Origin of the sequence: Solwaraspora sp. WMMD792 (assembly GCF_029626105.1) — a bacterium.
GTDB lineage: Bacteria > Actinomycetota > Actinomycetes > Mycobacteriales > Micromonosporaceae > Micromonospora_E.
Genome location: NZ_JARUBH010000009.1, coordinates 2008743 through 2024946, shown reverse-complemented (window position 1 = coordinate 2024946; position 16204 = coordinate 2008743). Strand labels below are relative to the sequence as shown.

General features: G+C 74.0%; 16 protein-coding genes, 1 pseudogene and 2 riboswitches. Of the genes and pseudogenes, 9 read left to right on the top strand and 8 right to left on the bottom strand.

What is annotated here, in order from left to right; genetic code table 11:
* Positions 1 to 6: 6 nt before the first annotated feature.
* The 5 genes from O7629_RS10675 to O7629_RS10655 all read left to right on the top strand — a co-directional run bounded on the left by O7629_RS10675 (position 7) and on the right by O7629_RS10655 (position 5361).
* The gene (locus O7629_RS10675) at positions 7 to 978 is read left to right on the top strand and encodes a pirin family protein (RefSeq protein WP_278168932.1); all 972 of its coding nucleotides are present in this window, start codon (positions 7 to 9) and stop codon (positions 976 to 978) included.
* A gap of 136 nt (positions 979 to 1114) precedes the next feature.
* A complete protein-coding gene (locus tag O7629_RS10670; RefSeq protein WP_278168931.1) occupies positions 1115 to 1879 on the top strand; it encodes a lytic polysaccharide monooxygenase in 765 nt (254 codons plus the stop codon).
* A 22-nt stretch (positions 1880 to 1901) separates the two neighbouring features.
* Entirely contained in the window at positions 1902 to 3131 is a 1230-nt protein-coding gene (locus tag O7629_RS10665) for an MFS transporter (protein WP_278168930.1), read from the top strand.
* Between the two features lie 132 nt (positions 3132 to 3263).
* Complete coding sequence (locus O7629_RS10660; RefSeq protein WP_278168929.1) at positions 3264 to 5177, top strand: family 10 glycosylhydrolase; 1914 nt, start codon at positions 3264 to 3266, stop codon at positions 5175 to 5177.
* Positions 5178 to 5205: 28 nt separating this feature from the next.
* Complete coding sequence (locus O7629_RS10655) at positions 5206 to 5361, top strand: hypothetical protein (protein WP_278168928.1); 156 nt, start codon at positions 5206 to 5208, stop codon at positions 5359 to 5361.
* Here O7629_RS10655 and O7629_RS10650 read toward each other — a convergent pair.
* Genes O7629_RS10650 through O7629_RS10640 form a run of 3 tightly spaced genes read right to left on the bottom strand, consistent with a single transcriptional unit; the run spans position 5320 to position 8041 of the window.
* Positions 5320 to 6159, bottom strand: coding sequence for a sugar nucleotide-binding protein (locus O7629_RS10650; RefSeq protein WP_278168927.1), 840 nt, complete (start codon positions 6157 to 6159; stop codon positions 5320 to 5322). The two genes, O7629_RS10655 and O7629_RS10650, sit on opposite strands and share 42 nt — an antisense overlap.
* Before the next feature lie 41 nt (positions 6160 to 6200).
* Positions 6201 to 6875 carry a response regulator transcription factor gene (locus tag O7629_RS10645; protein ID WP_278168926.1) on the bottom strand — a complete coding sequence of 225 codons (675 nt, stop codon included), beginning with the start codon at positions 6873 to 6875 and terminating at the stop codon, positions 6201 to 6203.
* Positions 6872 to 8041 carry a histidine kinase gene (locus O7629_RS10640; protein WP_278168925.1) on the bottom strand — a complete coding sequence of 390 codons (1170 nt, stop codon included), beginning with the start codon at positions 8039 to 8041 and terminating at the stop codon, positions 6872 to 6874. The genes O7629_RS10645 and O7629_RS10640 overlap by 4 nt, the downstream gene beginning before the upstream one ends.
* 131 nt (positions 8042 to 8172) lie before the next feature.
* On the opposite strand from O7629_RS10640, the gene O7629_RS10635 reads away from it, so the two are divergent.
* Positions 8173 to 8892: a DUF2306 domain-containing protein gene (locus O7629_RS10635; protein WP_278168924.1), complete on the top strand. Its 720-nt coding sequence runs from the start codon at positions 8173 to 8175 to the stop codon at positions 8890 to 8892.
* Here the strand turns inward: O7629_RS10635 and O7629_RS10630 are convergent.
* Together O7629_RS10630 and O7629_RS10625 are read right to left on the bottom strand one after the other, a co-directional pair.
* On the bottom strand, positions 8885 to 9496 hold the full coding sequence (locus O7629_RS10630; protein ID WP_278168923.1) for a hypothetical protein: 612 nt from the start codon (positions 9494 to 9496) through the stop codon (positions 8885 to 8887). The two genes, O7629_RS10635 and O7629_RS10630, sit on opposite strands and share 8 nt — an antisense overlap.
* Positions 9497 to 9665: 169 nt before the next feature.
* The gene (locus O7629_RS10625; protein ID WP_278168922.1) at positions 9666 to 9884 is read right to left on the bottom strand and encodes a DUF2277 family protein; all 219 of its coding nucleotides are present in this window, start codon (positions 9882 to 9884) and stop codon (positions 9666 to 9668) included.
* Positions 9885 to 10060: 176 nt separating this feature from the next.
* Between O7629_RS10625 and O7629_RS10620 the strand changes: the two are divergent.
* A pseudogene (locus O7629_RS10620) lies at positions 10061 to 10537 on the top strand (TetR/AcrR family transcriptional regulator); the annotation flags it as partial.
* Here O7629_RS10620 and O7629_RS10615 read toward each other — a convergent pair.
* The 3 genes from O7629_RS10615 to O7629_RS10605 are packed head-to-tail and all read right to left on the bottom strand — an operon-like array spanning position 10496 to position 14681.
* The gene (locus tag O7629_RS10615) at positions 10496 to 12004 is read right to left on the bottom strand and encodes a cobyrinate a,c-diamide synthase (protein ID WP_278168921.1); all 1509 of its coding nucleotides are present in this window, start codon (positions 12002 to 12004) and stop codon (positions 10496 to 10498) included. The pseudogene O7629_RS10620 and the gene O7629_RS10615 sit on opposite strands and share 42 nt — an antisense overlap.
* Complete coding sequence (gene cobO, locus O7629_RS10610; protein ID WP_278168920.1) at positions 11998 to 12600, bottom strand: cob(I)yrinic acid a,c-diamide adenosyltransferase; 603 nt, start codon at positions 12598 to 12600, stop codon at positions 11998 to 12000. Before cobO ends, O7629_RS10615 begins: the two co-directional genes overlap by 7 nt.
* Positions 12600 to 14681 carry a VWA domain-containing protein gene (locus O7629_RS10605; RefSeq protein ID WP_278168919.1) on the bottom strand — a complete coding sequence of 694 codons (2082 nt, stop codon included), beginning with the start codon at positions 14679 to 14681 and terminating at the stop codon, positions 12600 to 12602. Before O7629_RS10605 ends, cobO begins: the two co-directional genes overlap by 1 nt.
* An 80-nt stretch (positions 14682 to 14761) precedes the next feature.
* Positions 14762 to 14889, bottom strand: a riboswitch (cobalamin riboswitch).
* 111 nt (positions 14890 to 15000) lie between these two features.
* A riboswitch (cobalamin riboswitch) is annotated at positions 15001 to 15175 on the top strand.
* Between the two features lie 31 nt (positions 15176 to 15206).
* Between O7629_RS10605 and O7629_RS10600 the strand changes: the two genes are divergently transcribed.
* Positions 15207 to 15407, top strand: coding sequence for a CbtB-domain containing protein (locus tag O7629_RS10600; RefSeq protein WP_278168918.1), 201 nt, complete (start codon positions 15207 to 15209; stop codon positions 15405 to 15407).
* Between the two features lie 16 nt (positions 15408 to 15423).
* Entirely contained in the window at positions 15424 to 16182 is a 759-nt protein-coding gene (locus tag O7629_RS10595; RefSeq protein ID WP_278168917.1) for a CbtA family protein, read from the top strand.
* Positions 16183 to 16204 lie beyond the last annotated feature (22 nt).

Below are 16204 nucleotides of genomic sequence, written 5' to 3'. Positions count from 1 at the left end.
CGAGGCATGAGTGCGGCGGCGTCGGGGAGCATCCGGTACGACGGGACGACGGTCGTCGGCGCGCAGCCGGAGAGCGTGCTGCTACCCGGCCACGACGTGCCGCTGGGCCGCTACACGACGGTCCGGCGGCTGCTGCCGCAGCGACCCCGGCGCATGGTCGGTGCCTGGTGTTTCGTGGACCACTTCGGGCCTGACGACGTGGCGGGGCGGCCCGGCATGCAGATTCCGCCGCACCCGCACACCGGGCTGCAGACGGTGACCTGGCTGGTCGACGGTGAGATTCTGCACCGGGACAGCCTGGGCAGCGTGCAGTCGATCGTGCCGGGGCAGCTCAACCTGATGACCGCCGGGCACGGCATCGCCCACTCGGAGCAGTCGCCGCCGGCGCATCCGCCGGTGATGCACGGCCTGCAACTGTGGGTGGCGTTGCCCGAGTCGGCCAGGCACGGCGAGCCTCGGTTCGAGCATCATGCCGCGTTGCCGCAGGTGGGTGCCGGTGACGCGCGGATCACCGTGGTGGTCGGTGAGTACGCCGGTGTCCGGTCCCCGGCCGAGATGGCGAGCCCGATCGTCGGTGCACAAGTCGACATCGACACCGATGCGCCCGTCGCGCTGACGCTGCGCGACGATTTCGAGTACGCCCTGCTGACGATGTCCGGCACGGCCCGGGTCGACGGGGTGGAGCTGGCCCCGGGCGGGCTGCTCTACCTGGGCGAGGGCCGGTCGGCCACGACGGTGACCACCGACGGCTCGACCCGGCTGTTCCTGCTCGGTGGGGAGCCGTTCGACGAGCCGCTCGTGATGTGGTGGAACTTCGTCGCCCGCAGCCACGAGGAGCTGGTCGCCGCCCGCGACGGCTGGGCGGCCGGTAGGCGGTTCGGCACGGTGACCGGCTGCGTCGACGCCCCGCTGCCGGCGCCGGAAATGCCGATCACCCGGATCAAGGCCCGCGACCGGCACGGCCGTACCGTCGGCTGACCGTCGCACGATCGGTCGACTTCGTCGACGTATCGAAATTCTTCGTTCACAATCTTTACTGTTAACTGTCTTTACGCTAACTTCGTCGGCAACGGCCGGCCGCCCCACCGCCACCCACGACGCGCGGAGCGCCCCCATGCGACGACGAATTCTCCTGCCCCTGCTCGCCACCGGCACCATCCTCGGCACCCTGCTGGTCGCCACCCCGGCCAACGCGCACGGTTACATCTCCTATCCGCCCAGCCGCCAGGCAATGTGCGCGCAGGGCCGGGTCGCCAACTGCGGCCCGATCGTGTGGGAGCCGCAGAGCGTCGAAGGCCCCAAAGGACAGCGCACCTGCCACGGCGGGGTGAGCCGGTTCGCCATCCTCAACGACGACAGCGTCAACTGGCCGGCCACCGCGGTCGGCGGCGGGTCGGTCACCTTCACCTGGACGCTGACCGCCCGACACGCCACCAGCACCTGGGAGTACTACGTCGGCGACAACCGGATCGCCGTGTTCGACGACGGTGGCCGACAGCCCGCCGCCACCGTGTCGCACACCGTGAACCTCGGCAGCCGCACCGGCCGGCAGAAAGTACTGGCGATCTGGAACGTCGCGGACACCACGAACGCCTTCTACTCCTGCGTGGACATCCAGATCGGCGGAGGTCCGGGCCCGTCGCCGACCCCACCCCCGCCGTCGCCCACCCCGACGCCACCACCGCCGACCACCGCGCCACCGACGCCCACGCCCACCGCGTCGCCCGGCCAGCCCGGCGGCACCTGGGCCGCCGGCACCACGTACCAGGTCGGTGCCGTCGTCAGCTACGCCGGCGTCGACTACCGGTGCCGGCAGGCACACACCGCCCTCGTCGGTTGGGAACCGCCGAACGTACCGGCGCTGTGGCAACGGCTCTGACCGACCGGTGCACCATGTACGGATGTCGTCACCATCGCTCGGCAAGCCGTTCTGGCGCTTCTGGAGCGCCGCCACCCTCGCCAACATCGGCGACGGGATCCGCGTCGCCGCCTTCCCGCTGCTGGCCCTGTCCCTGACCGGGGATCCCCTCGGGCTGGCCGTGGTCGCCACCGCGCAGACCCTGCCCTGGCTCGTCGCCGGGTTGGCCGCCGGAGCACTCGCCGACCGGGTCGCACCCCGTACGCTGCTCGCCGCCGCCGACACGGTGCGCGCCCTGCTGCTGGTGGTCCTGGTGGCGACGGTGGCCACCAACACCGCCACGATCGCCCTGCTGGCCGTCTGCGCCTTCGGCCTCGGCGTCGGCGAGGCGGTACGCGACACCGCCGGCCAGGTGGCGGTGCCGAAACTGGTGCCGGCGGCCGCGCTGGAGCGGGCCAACGGCCGGCTCACCGCCGGCACCATCGTCGGCAACGAGTTCGTCGGCCCGCCGGTCGGCGCCGCGCTGTTCGTCGTCGGCGCGGCCGTACCGTTCGCGGCCAACGGGGCCAGCCTGGCGCTCGCCGTGATGCTGGTGCTGTCGTTGCCGCTGAGCCTGGCCCGAACTCCCACGGCCACAGCTGCCGCCGCGACCGCCGCCGCGACGGTCGGCCCGAGCGTCCGGGCCGGGCTGGGCTGGCTGGCCCGCCACCGGACGCTGCGCGCCCTGGCGCTGGTGGTCGCGGCGGTCGCCGCCGCCGACGCGGCCTGGTTCGCGATCTTCCTGCTGTACGCCCGGGACGTGCTCGGTGTCGGCGCGCTCGGCTACGGCCTGCTGCTGTCCGCTGGGGCCGGTGGCGGGCTGGCCGGCGCGTTCCTGGCCGACCGGCTGGTCGCCGGCCGCCGGCACCGGCTGGTGCTGACGGTCTCCCTGGCGGTCACCGCCGGAGTGCCGGCGCTGCTCATCGCCGTACCGCAGATCTGGGTGGCGGTCGTGGTGACCGTGGTGTCCTCCGGCGCGTTCGCGGTGCTGAACATCTGCGCGGCGACGCTGCGGCAGCGCACCGTACCGGACGGGTTGCTGGGCCGGGTGACGGCGGCGTCCAAGACGCTGATCTACGGTGCCGCCGGCGGCGGCGCACTGCTCGGCGGCGCACTGGCCGCCGGGGTCGGGCTGGCCGCCCCGTTCGGCTTCGCCGCGCTGGTCGCCGTGGTCGCCACCGCCGGATGGTGGCTGGCCACCCGGGGCGACGCGCCGTCCGTCCGTCCCGCCTGAGCGCCGGCTCTGGCCGCTGCCGCCGGCGGCCCGCTGACCCGGTCCGGACCGCTGTGACCGGCGGCCGTCGTTGACCGGACGGTGCCGCAGGCGCGACGGCGCGGTAACGGTGCGTCGGCCACCGTAGCGGCCATGTCAGCAGCAGGTCCGGTGCCGAAGCGGCAGTTCCGGGGCTGCTGGCTGGCCACGGTCGCCAACCTGGACTGGCCGAGCCGCCCCGGACTGCCGCCGGACGCCCAGCAGGCGGAGCTGCGTGGCTGGCTCGACCTGGCCCGGCAGCTGCGCTGCAACGCCGTCGTCGTGCAGGTACGCCCGAGCGCCGACGCGCTCTGGCCGTCGCCGTACGAGCCGTGGTCGGCGGTGCTCACCGGGCAGCAGGGCACCCACCCCGGCTACGACCCGCTGGGTGTGCTGGTCGACGAGGCGCACGCCCGCAACCTGGAACTGCACGCCTGGTGCAACCCGTACCGGGTCGCCAACCACGCCGACCCGACCCGGCTGGTCGCCGACCATCCGGCCCGCCGCAACCCGGAGTGGGTCATCGCGTACGCCGGCCGGCTCTACTACGACCCGGGCCAGCCGGCGGTACGGTCGTTCGTCCAGGACGCGATGCTCGACGCGGTCACCCGCTACGACGTCGACGCGCTGCACTGGGACGACTACTTCTACCCGTACCCGGTCGCCGGGGAGGTCTTCGCCGACCAGGCCAGCTTCGCCGCGTACGGGTCCGGTTTCGACAGCGTCGCCGCGTGGCGGCGGCACAACGTCGACCTGCTCGTCGCGCAGATGAGCGACCGGCTGCGGGCGGTCAAGCCGTGGGTGCGCTTCGGCATCAGCCCGTTCGGCATCTGGCGCAACGCCGCCACCGACCCGCTCGGCTCCCGTACCAGCGGGTTGCAGTCCTACGACGCGATCCACGCCGACAGCCGCCGCTGGGTACGCGAACAGTGGATCGACTACATCGCGCCGCAGCTGTACTGGCACATCGGCCACCCGGCCGCCGACTACGCCGAACTGGTCCCCTGGTGGTCCGCGACGGTGTCGGGTACCAGTGTGGAACTGCTCGTCGGGCAGTCGACCTACCGGGTCGGCGTCACCGGGCAGGACCCGGCCTGGCAGGACCCGGCCGAGCTGAGCCGGCACCTGACGCTGCACCACAGCTACCCGCAGGTCCGCGGCGACCTGCAGTTCAGCGGCAAGGACGTGCGCGCCGACCGGCTCGGCGCGGTCAGCCGGCTGGTCGCTGAGCACTACTCCCGGCCGGCGCTGCTGCCGGTCGCGGCCGGGCGCGGCGGCGTGCCGGCCCCGGGCAGCACACCGCCACCGCCGGCGATCACCGCCGCGACCCGCACCCCGACCGGGGTACGGCTGGACTGGATCGCCGCCACCGGCGCCACCGTCCCGACGGCGTACGCGCTCTACCGTTGCCACGGCACCGACGCAGCCGACCCGACCGCGCTCGACGACGCCCGGCACCTGCTGGCGACGGTACGGGCCACCGGCACCGGCGGCTCCTTCACCGACGTGACGGCGGCGCACGGGTCGGCGTACACCTATCTGGTCACCGCTCTGGACCGCCAACACCGGGAGAGCCCAACCGGGCCGGCGCGGGTGCTGGCCGCCGGCAGCGACGCGTTCAGCGTGATCGTCGACAACCGTACGCCGGGCGGGTTCACCGCCAGCGCCGCCTGGGGCACGTCGAGCTGGTCGGCCGGACGCTACGGCGCCGACTACCGGTTCACCAGCCCGCAGCCGGTCAGCGACCCGGCCTGGTTCACCGTCACCGTGCCGGCGGCCGGCAGCTACCGGGTCGACGTGTGGCATCCGGCGGCGTCGGGCTACCACCCGGCCGCGCCGCACCTGGTGCAGACCACCACCGGGCTGGTCAGCCGGCCGGTGGATCAGCGGACCGACGGCGGCCGCTGGCGGGAGCTGGGCGTCTTCGCGCTGGCGGCGGGCCGGCGGCCGGTGGTCGGGGTGAGCCGGTGGGCACCGACCGGTGGCCACATCGTCGCCGACGCGGTACGCCTGACCCGGGTCGGCTGACACGGGGTCCTACACTGCCCGCCGTGGCATGGCAGGCATCCACGAGGCCCACGGTTTCGTGGCGCAGATGAGTGTGGACGACATCCACGAAGCCGGTCGGTTGTCCGGCCGGCTGACCGAGGCGGACCTGCTCGCGCAGCGGTCAGCTCCGCCCGGCGGCGAGGAACTCGTGGGCACCGCGTAGCCGGGCGGTCAGCCGGGCACGGGTCCGGGCGCAGTCCAGCCGCAGCTCGGCCGGTCCGGGAACACCGCTGGCGGCACGTCGGCCGGTGGGCAACGCCGTGGGGTCGAGGCCGTCCCGGCGGGCGATGAGCACCCCCAGGCGGTGCCGGCTGATCGCGTCCGGACCGGCGACGTGGTGGATCCCGGAGTACGGCGACCCGGCGAGTTCGCGCAGTGCAGCGGCGAGGTCAGCGACGTGCACCGGGCACCGCACGTCGTCGGTGAACAGCACACCGGTGCCGACGCCGGCAGCCAACGCGTGCACGTGTCGCTCGTGGACGGACTCGCCGTACCCGATGATCAGTGACGTCCGGGCGATGACGGCGTCGGGTGTGATCGCCGCGACCGCCGTCTCGGCGGCGGCCTTGGCCGCACCGTACGGCGTCGTCGGGTCCGGTGGGCACGTCTCGTCGTAGGCGACCGCCGCACCGGCGAAGACCGCGTCGCTGGAGACGTGGACGAGCCGGGCCGCCACCGCCGCGGCGGCGAGGGCGACATGAGCACCGCCGTCGGCAGTGCTCGCCCAGTCGCTCTGGCGGTAGGCGGCGTTGACGATCACGTCGGGCCGGGCCGTGGCGGCGACACGGGCGACATCGTCACGGATGCGGATGTCGAGCGCGTGCCAGTCGACTCCGGTGCCGAGATCACCGCTGGGCGGACGGCGGTGGAAGGTCGCGGCCGCCCGGTGCCCGGCGCGCCGCGTCTGACGAACGATCTCCCGGCCGAGGAAACCACTGCCACCCACCACGAGAAGCCTCACCAGACTACGGTAGGCCCGGCGGTCCGCCCGTGCGTCGCACGCTACGTTGGCCGGTCGAGGCCGGCGCGGACCCGGCCGGTCTCGTACGCCCAGATCGCGACCTCGACCCGGTTGCGGACGCCGAGCTTGGTCATCAGGGCGGCGAGGTGGCTCTTGACCGTGCTGAGGCTGATGTGCAGCTCGCCGGCGATCTCGGTGTTGGTGCGGCCCCGGGCGACGGCGACGAGCACCTGCTCCTCGCGGTCGGTCAACGGGTCGAGCGGTTGGCGGGCCGGTGCCGCCGGACCGGCGGCGGCGAAGGCGCTGAGCAGCCGGGTGGTGACGGCCGGCGCGATGAGCGCGTCACCGGCGGCGGCGGCCCGGACGGCCTGAGTGAGCAGTGCCGTGCCGGCGTCCTTGAGCAGAAACCCCCGGGCACCCGCGCGCAGCGCCGCGTAGACGTACTCGTCGAGGTCGAAGGTGGTGATGACGACGACGGCGAGCGGGTCGGCGACGCCGGGGCCGGCGAGGCGACGGGTGGCCTCGATGCCGTCCACATCGGGCATCCGGATGTCGAACAGGCACACGTCGGGACGCAACCGGTGGGCGAGGTCGACCGCCCGTCGGCCGTCGGCCGCCTCGCCGACGACCTCGATGCCCGGCTGGGCGTCGAGGATCATCGTCAGCCCGGTCCGCACGATCTCCTGGTCGTCGGCGACGACCACCCGGACGGTCACGTCCCGGCCCGACCGGCCGGGGCCTGGCGGGGCAGGGCCACGGCGACGGTCCAGCCCCGATCCTGGTCCGGACCGGCGTCGCAGGTGCCGCCGAGCAGCGTCGCCCGCTCGGTCATGCCGACGATGCCGAATCCGCCGCCGGGGGCGGCGGTCCGCGCCGTGCCGGTGTCGCCGTCGTCGCTGACCCGCAGCCGCACCGCGTCGGCGTCGGCGTCGACGCGGACCTCGATCCGGGTGGCGTGCCGGGCGTGCCGGCGGGCGTTGGTCACCGACTCCTGGGCCAGCCGGTAGACGGCGGTCGCGACGGTCGCCGGGATGTCGTCGAGGTCGCCGTGCAGGGTGACGTCGACGACCGGTCCGGGCTGGTCGCGGCTGGCGAGTCGGGCGACGTCGCCGATGCCGGGGTTGGGGGCGAGGTCCGCCGGGTCCAGGTGTCCGGCGGGTTCGCCGTGGCGCAGGCCGCGCACCATCAGCCGCATCTCGGCCAGGGCGCGGGTCGCCTCGGCCTCGATCACCGCCAGCGCGTCGAGGGCCGCCGCCGGTCGGGTCGGTGCCACCGCGATGCCCGCCTGGGCGCGGATCGCCATCGCCGACACATGGTGGGCCACCGTGTCGTGCAGGTCGCGGGCGAGGCGTTCCCGTTCGGCCAGCTTGGCCTGGTCGAGTTCGCGGGCCCACAGCGTCGCCCGGTACCGCAGTGCGGTGGCGACGGCCATCGCGGCGGACACCACCACCGTCCCGCCGACCAGGTCGGCGAGGTCCAGGTGGCCCACCGCCGCAGACAGGCCCATCTTGGCCAGAATGATCGCCGTACCGGCGATGATCTGCCGGCCGGAACCCCAGCGGAACAGCGCGTACGGCAGGATCAGCAGGTACGCCCCGGTGACCAGCTCCGGTTCGTGGCCGGCCAGCAGCGCGGCCACGGCGGTGACCGGGAAGGCCACGGCGACCATCAGCAGCGGCCTGGTCCGCCGCCACCACAGAGTCGGCGCCAACACCAGGGCGACGATCATCGAGTACGCGGGCGACGCCAGGTCGGTGCGGAGCAGTCCTTCGAGGGTCGCCGCGACCACCACCGCGCCGAGCAGCGCCCAGTCCCGCCAGACCCGCGTCGGTGGGTCGGCGACGGCGGGCTCGGCCCACACCGACCGCAGCAGCGCACGCACACCGCGATCGTACGCAGCGGGCCGCGTCGGCGTACCGGCCACAAGTACGACGAGCGGCCCCGTCCAATGGCCGGGACGACGCCGGCCTGCGTGGCGATGACCATTGGCCGTGCCGCCGCGACGATCGAGCCATGTTCACACCCGTACCGAATCCACGGTCGACGCCGCAGTCCACCGTCCGCACCGTCACCGGCCGCTCTCCCGCCGCCAACTGGCTGATCCCCACCGGGCTGGTACTGCTCAGCCTGGTACCGGTGGTCGCCGGTAGCCTGCGCCTGGCCGAGCTGGCCGGCGGGCCGGCCATCGTGCCCGACGGTGACCGGGTCACCGCTGCCCCGGTGGCGCTGGTGACACACATTGTCAGCGTCACCGTTTTCAGCCTCGTCGGCGCGTTCCAGTTCGCGCCGGGCCTGCGGCGACGCCACCGGGGTTGGCACCGGGCCGCCGGGCGGGTCCTGGTGGTCGGTGGGTTGCTCACCGCCGGGACCGGCCTGTGGCTGACCCTGTTCCTGCCGCCGGCGGCGGTCGACAGCGAGCTGCTGGTCGCCATCCGGGTGGTGGTGAGCGTGGCGATGGCGGCGTGTGTCCTGGTCGGCTTCGTCGCGGTCCGGCGCCGTGACTTCGCCGCGCACCGGGCCTGGATGATCCGGGGCTACGCGATCGGGATGGGCGCGGGCACCCAGTTCTTCACCCAGATGGCGTGGCTGGCCGTGGTCGGCCCGGTGTCGGCGTCGGGACGGACCGGCACCATGGCCGCCGGTTGGCTGATCAACATGGTGGTGGCGGAATGGGTGATCCGGCGTCGTGCCGTCGCCGGGCGCCGACGGCACGACGCGGTACGGGTCAGCTGATCCGCTCGACCACGACCCGCCGGATGACGAACTTGCCCGGCTCTCGGACCTGTTCGAAGGCGGCGTCGTTGAGCAGGACGCAGCTGCCCGACGGGCTGGTCACCGTGACGGTGATGCTCCGGTCGTTGTCGAGGTTGGTCACCTTGAGCACGGTGCCGATGGGAAAGGTGCCGCTGGAGGCGGCCGGGGCGGCGTCCTCGTTGAACAGGGTGACCGTCGATCCCGCACAGACGACCTCGCCGGGTGCCCCGGTGTCCGGTGCGGCGGCGTCGGCCGTACCGTCGGGCTGCTCCGGCGCGGGCGTTGCGACCGGCGCGCCGACGCCGACGTCGGCCGTACAGCCGGCGGCGGCCCGCCGCTGCTCGATCAGGTCGACCACTGCCTGCCGGTTGGCGATCCGGTCGTTGGACAGGGCGTCCGGGTTGGCCCGCTGCTCGGCGATGAAGGTCAGGTTGTTCCGCAGCGCGGTGTCCAGGCCGTCGCAGTTCTCCCCCGCGTTGCCGAGCCCGGTGCCGACCGCCAGTCCGCCGCCGAGCAGGGCTGCCGCCGCCACCCCGACGAAGACCTTGCGCGCCCGCCCACTCCTGATGTCCCACCCGTACATGCACCGCTCCTCTCGGTAGCCGCTGCCCGAACGCAGCTACCGGGCCATACGTGGGTGGATGGTCGACGGATCTGTCCGGAACCTCAAGTTTCTATTAAGAATATTCACAGAATCGCGAACAGTCACATCGTGCGGTTGTCGTCAACGATGGTCATGGCGGAGCCGTGGACTACCGGGCCGCCGGGGCTCGGACCACCAGACGATCCAGCAGTTCGCGGCTGGCGGCGGCGACGGCCGCCACGGCGGCGTCGAACGCCTCCGCGTTGTGGGCGGCTGGTTGCCGGAAACCAGAGATCTTCCGGACATACTGCAGCGCGGCGGCCTCGATGTCGGCGTCGGTCACATCGGCGGTGTACGGCTCACGGAGCGTCTTGATGCTTCGGCACATGCGTTCCATACTGCCGCAGCTCACGTCGGCAGGCGGCCCGAGCCCGGCCCGGCCGATCCAGACCCACTTGACGCCGCGGGCCACTCCGACGACCCGGGCCAACTTGACGGGCCAAGCTAACAACATTAGCTTTAACGTTATGATCTGTAGCCAGCCGACGCGGTCCGGCCGCCGACGTGCCTAGAGCAGGGCTCACCCGGGGCGGCCTGGTCGACGCCGCGATCGCCCTCATCGACGAGCAGGGACTCGACGCGCTGTCGCTCAACGCGGTGGCCGGCCGGGTCGGGGTCGCCACACCGTCGCTCTACAAGCACGTCACCGGCGGCCTCACCGAACTGCGGGCGCTCATCGGGTCCCGGCTCGTCGGTGAGTTCGCCGACGAACTCACCCGCCACACCCTCGGCCTCAGCCGGGACGCGGCCGTCGCCGCCCTGATGCACGCCAGCCGGGACTACGTCCGCCGGCATCCCGCCCGGTGGGCGGCGATGCCCGCCGACCCGATCCGCGACCCGATCACCGCCACCGAAGGAACCAGGCTGCTGGAGGTGTTCCTGGCCGTGCTGCGCGGCTACGGACTGCAGCGGTCGGCGGCGGTACACGCCACCCGCTGCCTACGGGCGATGATGCACGGCTTCGTCTGCCTGGAAATCGACGGCGGGTTCGGCCTGCCCGAGGACGTTACGGAGAGCTACGAACGGCTGATCGCCATGTTCACCGCCAGCTTGCCACGGGACTGACACCGCCCGCCGCGCGGCCGCGACCAGCCGGGACGCGATCTGCGGCCGGGCCGCCCAGTGCAGGTGCAGATACGACGCGTGCACGCCACCGGCGACGAAACCCTCCGGCGCCGCGCCACGCCACCCCCAGGCCGGTGCCGCGCCGGCCCGCGGCGTCACCTCGGTACGGTGGAACTCGTGGCCGGTCAGCCGGGCCCCCTCCGGCGCCAACACGCTGTCGGTCAACGCCACCGCATCGCGGTAGCCGAGCGTCAACCGGGACGTCATCCGCGCGTCCGCCGGCAGCACTCCGCACATCGGCGCCTCGTCGAGGGTGCGGCACAGCCACAGCAGGCCGGCGCACTCGGCGACGATCGGCGCGCCGGCGGCCGCCAACGCCGCCACCTGCCGCCGCAACCCGGCGTTCGCGGCCAGCTCGGCGGCGTACACCTCGGGAAAGCCGCCGCCGACGACCAACGCCGCAGTCGCCGCGGGCAGTCGCTGGTCGCGGACCGGATCGACGGTACGCACCTCGGCACCGGCTGCCGTCAGCAGCTCGACGGTCTCCGGATAGCCGAAGCTGAACGCCGGTCCACCGGCGACGGCAACCACCGGCCGGTCACCGCTCGCCTCCCCAGGCACGTTCTCGCCGGGACGGGCGTCCGCATCCCGTACGGCAGCCGCCGGCGACCAGGGTCCGACCGCCAGCGCGGGCGCGGCGCCCGCCACCGCCGCCACCGCGGCCAGGTCCACCGACGCGGCGACCAACTCCGCCAGCGCCCCGACCGCCGCACGCGCCTCGGCGGCGCGTTCCACCGCCGGCACCAGACCCAGATGCCGCGACGGGGTGTCGACCGACGGCTGTCGACGCAGCACCCCGAGCACCGGCGCGCCGACCTCCGCACAGGCGTCCCGCAGCACCTGCGCGTGCCGGTCGGAGCCGACCCGGTTGAGGATCACCCCGGCGATGTGGACCTGCCCGAACGACCGGAAGCCGTGCACCAGTGCGGCGATCGACCGGCTCTGCCCGGCCGCGTCGACGACCAGCAGCACCGGGGCCGCCAGCAGCGCCGCGACCTGGGCGGTGGAGCCGACGTCGGCACCGCCGACCCGGCCGTCGTAGAGCCCCATCACGCCCTCGATGACCGCGAGGTCGGCACCGGCGGCGCCGTGGGCGAACAGTGGCGCGACGCGCTCCTCACCGACCAGCACCGGGTCCAGGTTGCGGCCGGGCCGGCCGGCGGCGAGCGTGTGGTAACCGGGGTCGATGTAGTCCGGGCCGACCTTGAAGCCGGCGACCCGGACACCCTGGGCCGCGTAGGCGGCGAGCAGGCCGGTGGCCACCGTGGTCTTGCCGTGCCCGGAGCCGGGGGCGGCGACCACCACCCGAGGTACGGCTACCACTCGATGCCCTGCTGGCCCTTGCGTCCGGCGTCCATCGGATGCTTGACCTTGGTCATCTCGGTCACCAGGTCGGCGAGGTCGATCAGCTCCGGGGCGGCGTCCCGGCCGGTGACCACCACATGCTGGCTGCCCGGCCGGTCCCGCAGTACCGACACCACCTCGGCGACGTCGATCCAGCCCCACTTGATCGGGTAGGTGAACTCGTCCAGCACGTAGAACCGGTACGCCTCGGCGGCCAGGTCGCGGCGGATCTGGGCCCAGCCTTCGGCGGCTTCGGCGGCGTGATCACGCTCGGTGCCGGGGCGCTGGATCCAGGACCAGCCCTCCCCCATCTTGTGCCAGGTCACCGGCGCTCCCCGGCCGGACTCGCCGAGGGTACGCAGGGCCGCCTCCTCGCCGACCTTCCACTTCGGAGACTTGACGAACTGGTACACGACCACCGGCCAGCCGGCCGACCAGGCCCGCAACGCCATCCCGAAGGCCGCCGTCGACTTGCCCTTACCGGGCCCGGTGTGCACCGCGAGCACCGGCTGACGCCGCCGGGCCCGGGTGGTCAGCCCGTCGTCGGGGACGTGTTCCGGTTTACCCTGTGGCATCAGGCAGCCCTCCCGCCGGCGAGGCCGACCCGAGGTGCGGCGCCAGGCTGGTTCGTAGCGGTCGACCGGTTGACGGTCCCGGGGTGCGGCACCACCGCCGACAGCGCCTCCAGCGGCAGCCATTCGGCGTCGAAAGCGGTGGCGAGCCGCCGGGCCAGGCCCAGTCGCACCGGACCGGACTCGCAGTCGAGCACCACCATCGCGGTGCCGGCGAGCAGCGGCGCCAGGGCTATCGGATTCGGCCCGCTGGTCGACCGCCCGTCGGTGACCAACAGGATCAGTGGCCGACGGCGTGGCTCGCGGCGGCGCTCGGCGGCGACGGTGGCGGCGGCGGCCCGCAGCCCGGCGGCGATCGGGGTACGGCCACCGGTGCGCAGCTGCGCCAGCTTGGCGACGGCCACCTCGTGGCTGCTGGTCGGCGGCAGCACCACGTCGGCGGCGGCGCCCCGGAAGGTGATCATCCCGATCCGGTCCCGCCGGTGGTAGGCGTCGCGCAGCAGCGACAGCACGGCGGTCTTGACCACGGCCATTCGCTGCCGGGCCGCCATCGACCCGGAGGCGTCGACCACGAACAGGATCAGGTTCGCCTCCTGGCCGACGTAGCGGGCCTGGCGCAGGTCGGCGGGGGTGATCCGGCGGGCACCCCGGGATGCGGCGGCACGCACCGTGGCCGGTAGGTGCACCGTCGACGGCCGTCCGGTCGGTGATCCGGCACCGACCACCCGGCCCCGGTCGGCGTGGGCCGCCGAACGTCGGCCGGGCGTCGCGCCGGCCCCGAGCCCGGGTAGGCGCAGGGTCCGGGGCCGGTACGCGGGCCCGGCCGCCGCCGGAGCCGGACCGCCCGGCGGTACGCCGTCCGGCTGCTCGGCACCGTCCGCCGGCCCGCTGGCGTCCGGCGTAGCCGGCTCGGACGGCGGGCCGCCGTCCGAGCCGGGCGGGCCGGTTGACGGGCCGCCGTCCGACTCGGGCGGGCCGGTCGACGGGCCGCCGTCCGATGGTGGCGGACCCTGCGGCGGACCGGCGTCCGGTGGCGGCGGATCCGGCGGCGGCGCAGGACCGGGGTCGTCGTCGCCGCACTCGTCCCGCAGCACCTCGTCGAGGCGCTGCTCGTCGGCGCCGGGCGGATCGAGCGGGTCACGGCGCCGCCGGTGCGGCAGTGCCAGCCGGGCTGCGTCGGCGACCTCGGCGGCGGTGACCGCCGTCTGACCGCGCCAGGCGGCCAGCGCGACCGCGGCGCGGGCCATCACGATGTCGGCCCGCATACCGTCCACCTGGTACGCCAGGCAGATCCGGGCGATCCGGTCGATCTCGGCATCGGGCAGCGTGACCGCAGGCAGGGCCGCCCGCGCGTCGCGTACCCGCTCTGCGAGCTGGCTGTCGGTGGACCGCCAGCGGTCCGCGAACGCCACCGGGTCGGTCTCGTACGCCAGCCGCCGGCGCACCACCTCGGCCCGGTCGGCCACCTCGGAAGGTGCGGCCACCGACACCATCAACCCGAAGCGGTCCAGCAACTGTGGACGCGGCTCGCCCTCCTCCGGGTTCATCGTGCCGACCAGCAGGAACCGGGCGGCGTGACTGACCGACACCCCGTCGCGTTCGACGTGGGCCCGGCCCATCGCCGCCGCGTCCAGCAGCAGGTCCACCAGATGGTCCGGCAACAGGTTGACCTCGTCGACGTAGAGCAGGCCCCGGTGCGCGGCGGCGAGCAGCCCCGGCTCGTAGGCCTTCACGCCAGCGCTGAGCACCCGCTGAATGTCGAGGGTGCCGACCACCCGGTCCTCAGTGGCGCCGACCGGCAGCTCGACCAGGGCGGCCGGGCCGCGGCGTGCGGTCACCGGCGCGGTGTGCGGCCCATCGGGGCAGGTTGGGTCCGGGGCCGCCGGGTCGCAGCCGAACCGGCAGCCGAGCACCCGGTCGACCTCCGGTAGCAGCCCGGCCAGCGCGCGGACGATCGTCGACTTCGCGGTGCCCTTCTCACCCCGGATGAGCACGCCGCCGATGCCGGGGTGCACCGCGGCGAGCAGCAGGGCCTGCCGCAGGTCGGGCAGGCCGACGACGGCGGTGAACGGGTACGGCGTCATGGCAGGGGCCGACAGGTGTGCATGGTGAATCCCTCCCGCGGGTGTCCACGCCCGCGTACCGGTGGACCAGCGAGCGGCCGGAGTCTCCTGGCTGCCGGATCGACGTCGCGTCCCGAGCCTTCCCGCCGTTGGGGCAGTGGCTGTCTCACGGGGACGCGACTCACCGGTCACAGTGGCGGGACCGCCCCGGATTCGCACCGGGTTCCTCCGCGCACCGCTCGTGCCGGTCATGCTCCCCCACCGGCGGTCCACCGTCAATGTGGCGCCGGTCCCGGTGCCGGCCACGGCCGCAGCCATTGCCCGAGCGGTCACCACGGCGGTACGCTGCGCAGGCCACGGTGTTCGGGAAGCCGGTGTGAGTCCGGCGTGGTCCTCGCCACTGTGACCGGGAAGTGTCCGTTCCACCACGCCACTGGGCCGACGACGGTCCGGGAAGGCGGGACGGCCGCGACGATCCGGGAGCCAGGAGACCGGCCGTGGCACGCACCGCATCGCCACGAGGCATGGACGAGAGGATTTCCTGGCATGACTGCACCTTCTGTCGGCGGCGAGGTCACCACCACCGCCATCCGCGTACCGCTCGCCGGTTGGTTGCTGGCCGCCGTCGCGGCGGTCGTCATCTACCTGGTCGCGCAGGACAACGGGCTGGTGCTGGCCGGTGCCGCCGAGTTCGTGCACGAGTTCACCCACGACGGCCGGCACGCCCTCGGCGTACCGTGCCACTGAGCGGCGGCCAGCTCCGATGAGCACCTACCCGTTCGGCGCGGTGCTGGGCCGCGGCCTGCTCGCCGGTGCGGCCGCCGGCGCGGCGGGAGCGGTGGCGGCCCTGCTGATCGTCGAACCACGGATCGAGTCGGCGCTGGTCGTCGAGGAGGCCCGCACGGCGACCGGCACGGCCGGACACAGTCACGACGAGGAGTTGGTCGGTCGGGCCATGCAGGTCTTCGGCGGGCTGGTCGCCACCGTAGCGGTGGCGCTGTGCCTGGCGTTGATCGTCGCCGTGGTCTTCGCGGCGACCCGGCACCTGCTGCCCGGCCGCGACGACTTCCGCCGGGTGGGGCTGCTCGCCGGGCTCGGCTTCGTCGTGGTGGCGCTGCTACCGGCGATCCACTTCCCGGCCAACCCGCCGGGCGTCGGCGACCCGGACACCGTCAACCAGCGCACCGGACAGTATCTGTCGTTCATCATCGCCGCGGCCGCCGTCACCTGGCTGGCGCTGCTGACCCACCGGCGGCTGACCGGCTGGGCGCGGCCGGCACCCTACCGGACGGTGGTCGCGGCGGCGCTGGCCGTCGTCGGGTACGCCCTGCTGCTGGCGCTCTGGCCGGCCACCGGGGTCGACGTGCCCGCCGACATCCCGGCGGCGCTGCTGTGGGAATTCCGACTCGCCTCGCTGGCCCAGCTCGCCACGATGTGGACGGTCCTCGGGGTGGTGTTCGGACTGCTGCTCATCCCGGCCCGGACCGGTGGTCGGCGGTCCACGCTCGCCGACGTCGCGTGACGGCGGACGACGGCGCGGCGGG

Bases quoted from the DNA above. Each gene is read 5' to 3' on its own strand.
- O7629_RS10675 (WP_278168932.1), top strand. From the start codon at position 7: ATGAGTGCGGCGGCGTCGGGGAGCATCCGGTACGACGGGACGACGGTC.
- O7629_RS10670 (WP_278168931.1), top strand. From the start codon at position 1,115: ATGCGACGACGAATTCTCCTGCCCCTGCTCGCCACCGGCACCATCCTC.
- O7629_RS10665 (WP_278168930.1), top strand. From the start codon at position 1,902: ATGTCGTCACCATCGCTCGGCAAGCCGTTCTGGCGCTTCTGGAGCGCC.
- O7629_RS10660 (WP_278168929.1), top strand. From the start codon at position 3,264: ATGTCAGCAGCAGGTCCGGTGCCGAAGCGGCAGTTCCGGGGCTGCTGG.
- O7629_RS10655 (WP_278168928.1), top strand. From the start codon at position 5,206: ATGGCAGGCATCCACGAGGCCCACGGTTTCGTGGCGCAGATGAGTGTG.
- O7629_RS10635 (WP_278168924.1), top strand. From the start codon at position 8,173: ATGTTCACACCCGTACCGAATCCACGGTCGACGCCGCAGTCCACCGTC.
- O7629_RS10630 (WP_278168923.1), bottom strand. From the start codon at position 9,496: ATGTACGGGTGGGACATCAGGAGTGGGCGGGCGCGCAAGGTCTTCGTC.
- O7629_RS10625 (WP_278168922.1), bottom strand. From the start codon at position 9,884: ATGTGCCGAAGCATCAAGACGCTCCGTGAGCCGTACACCGCCGATGTG.
- cobO (WP_278168920.1), bottom strand. From the start codon at position 12,600: ATGCCACAGGGTAAACCGGAACACGTCCCCGACGACGGGCTGACCACC.
- O7629_RS10605 (WP_278168919.1), bottom strand. From the start codon at position 14,681: ATGACGCCGTACCCGTTCACCGCCGTCGTCGGCCTGCCCGACCTGCGG.
- O7629_RS10600 (WP_278168918.1), top strand. From the start codon at position 15,207: ATGACTGCACCTTCTGTCGGCGGCGAGGTCACCACCACCGCCATCCGC.
- O7629_RS10595 (WP_278168917.1), top strand. From the start codon at position 15,424: ATGAGCACCTACCCGTTCGGCGCGGTGCTGGGCCGCGGCCTGCTCGCC.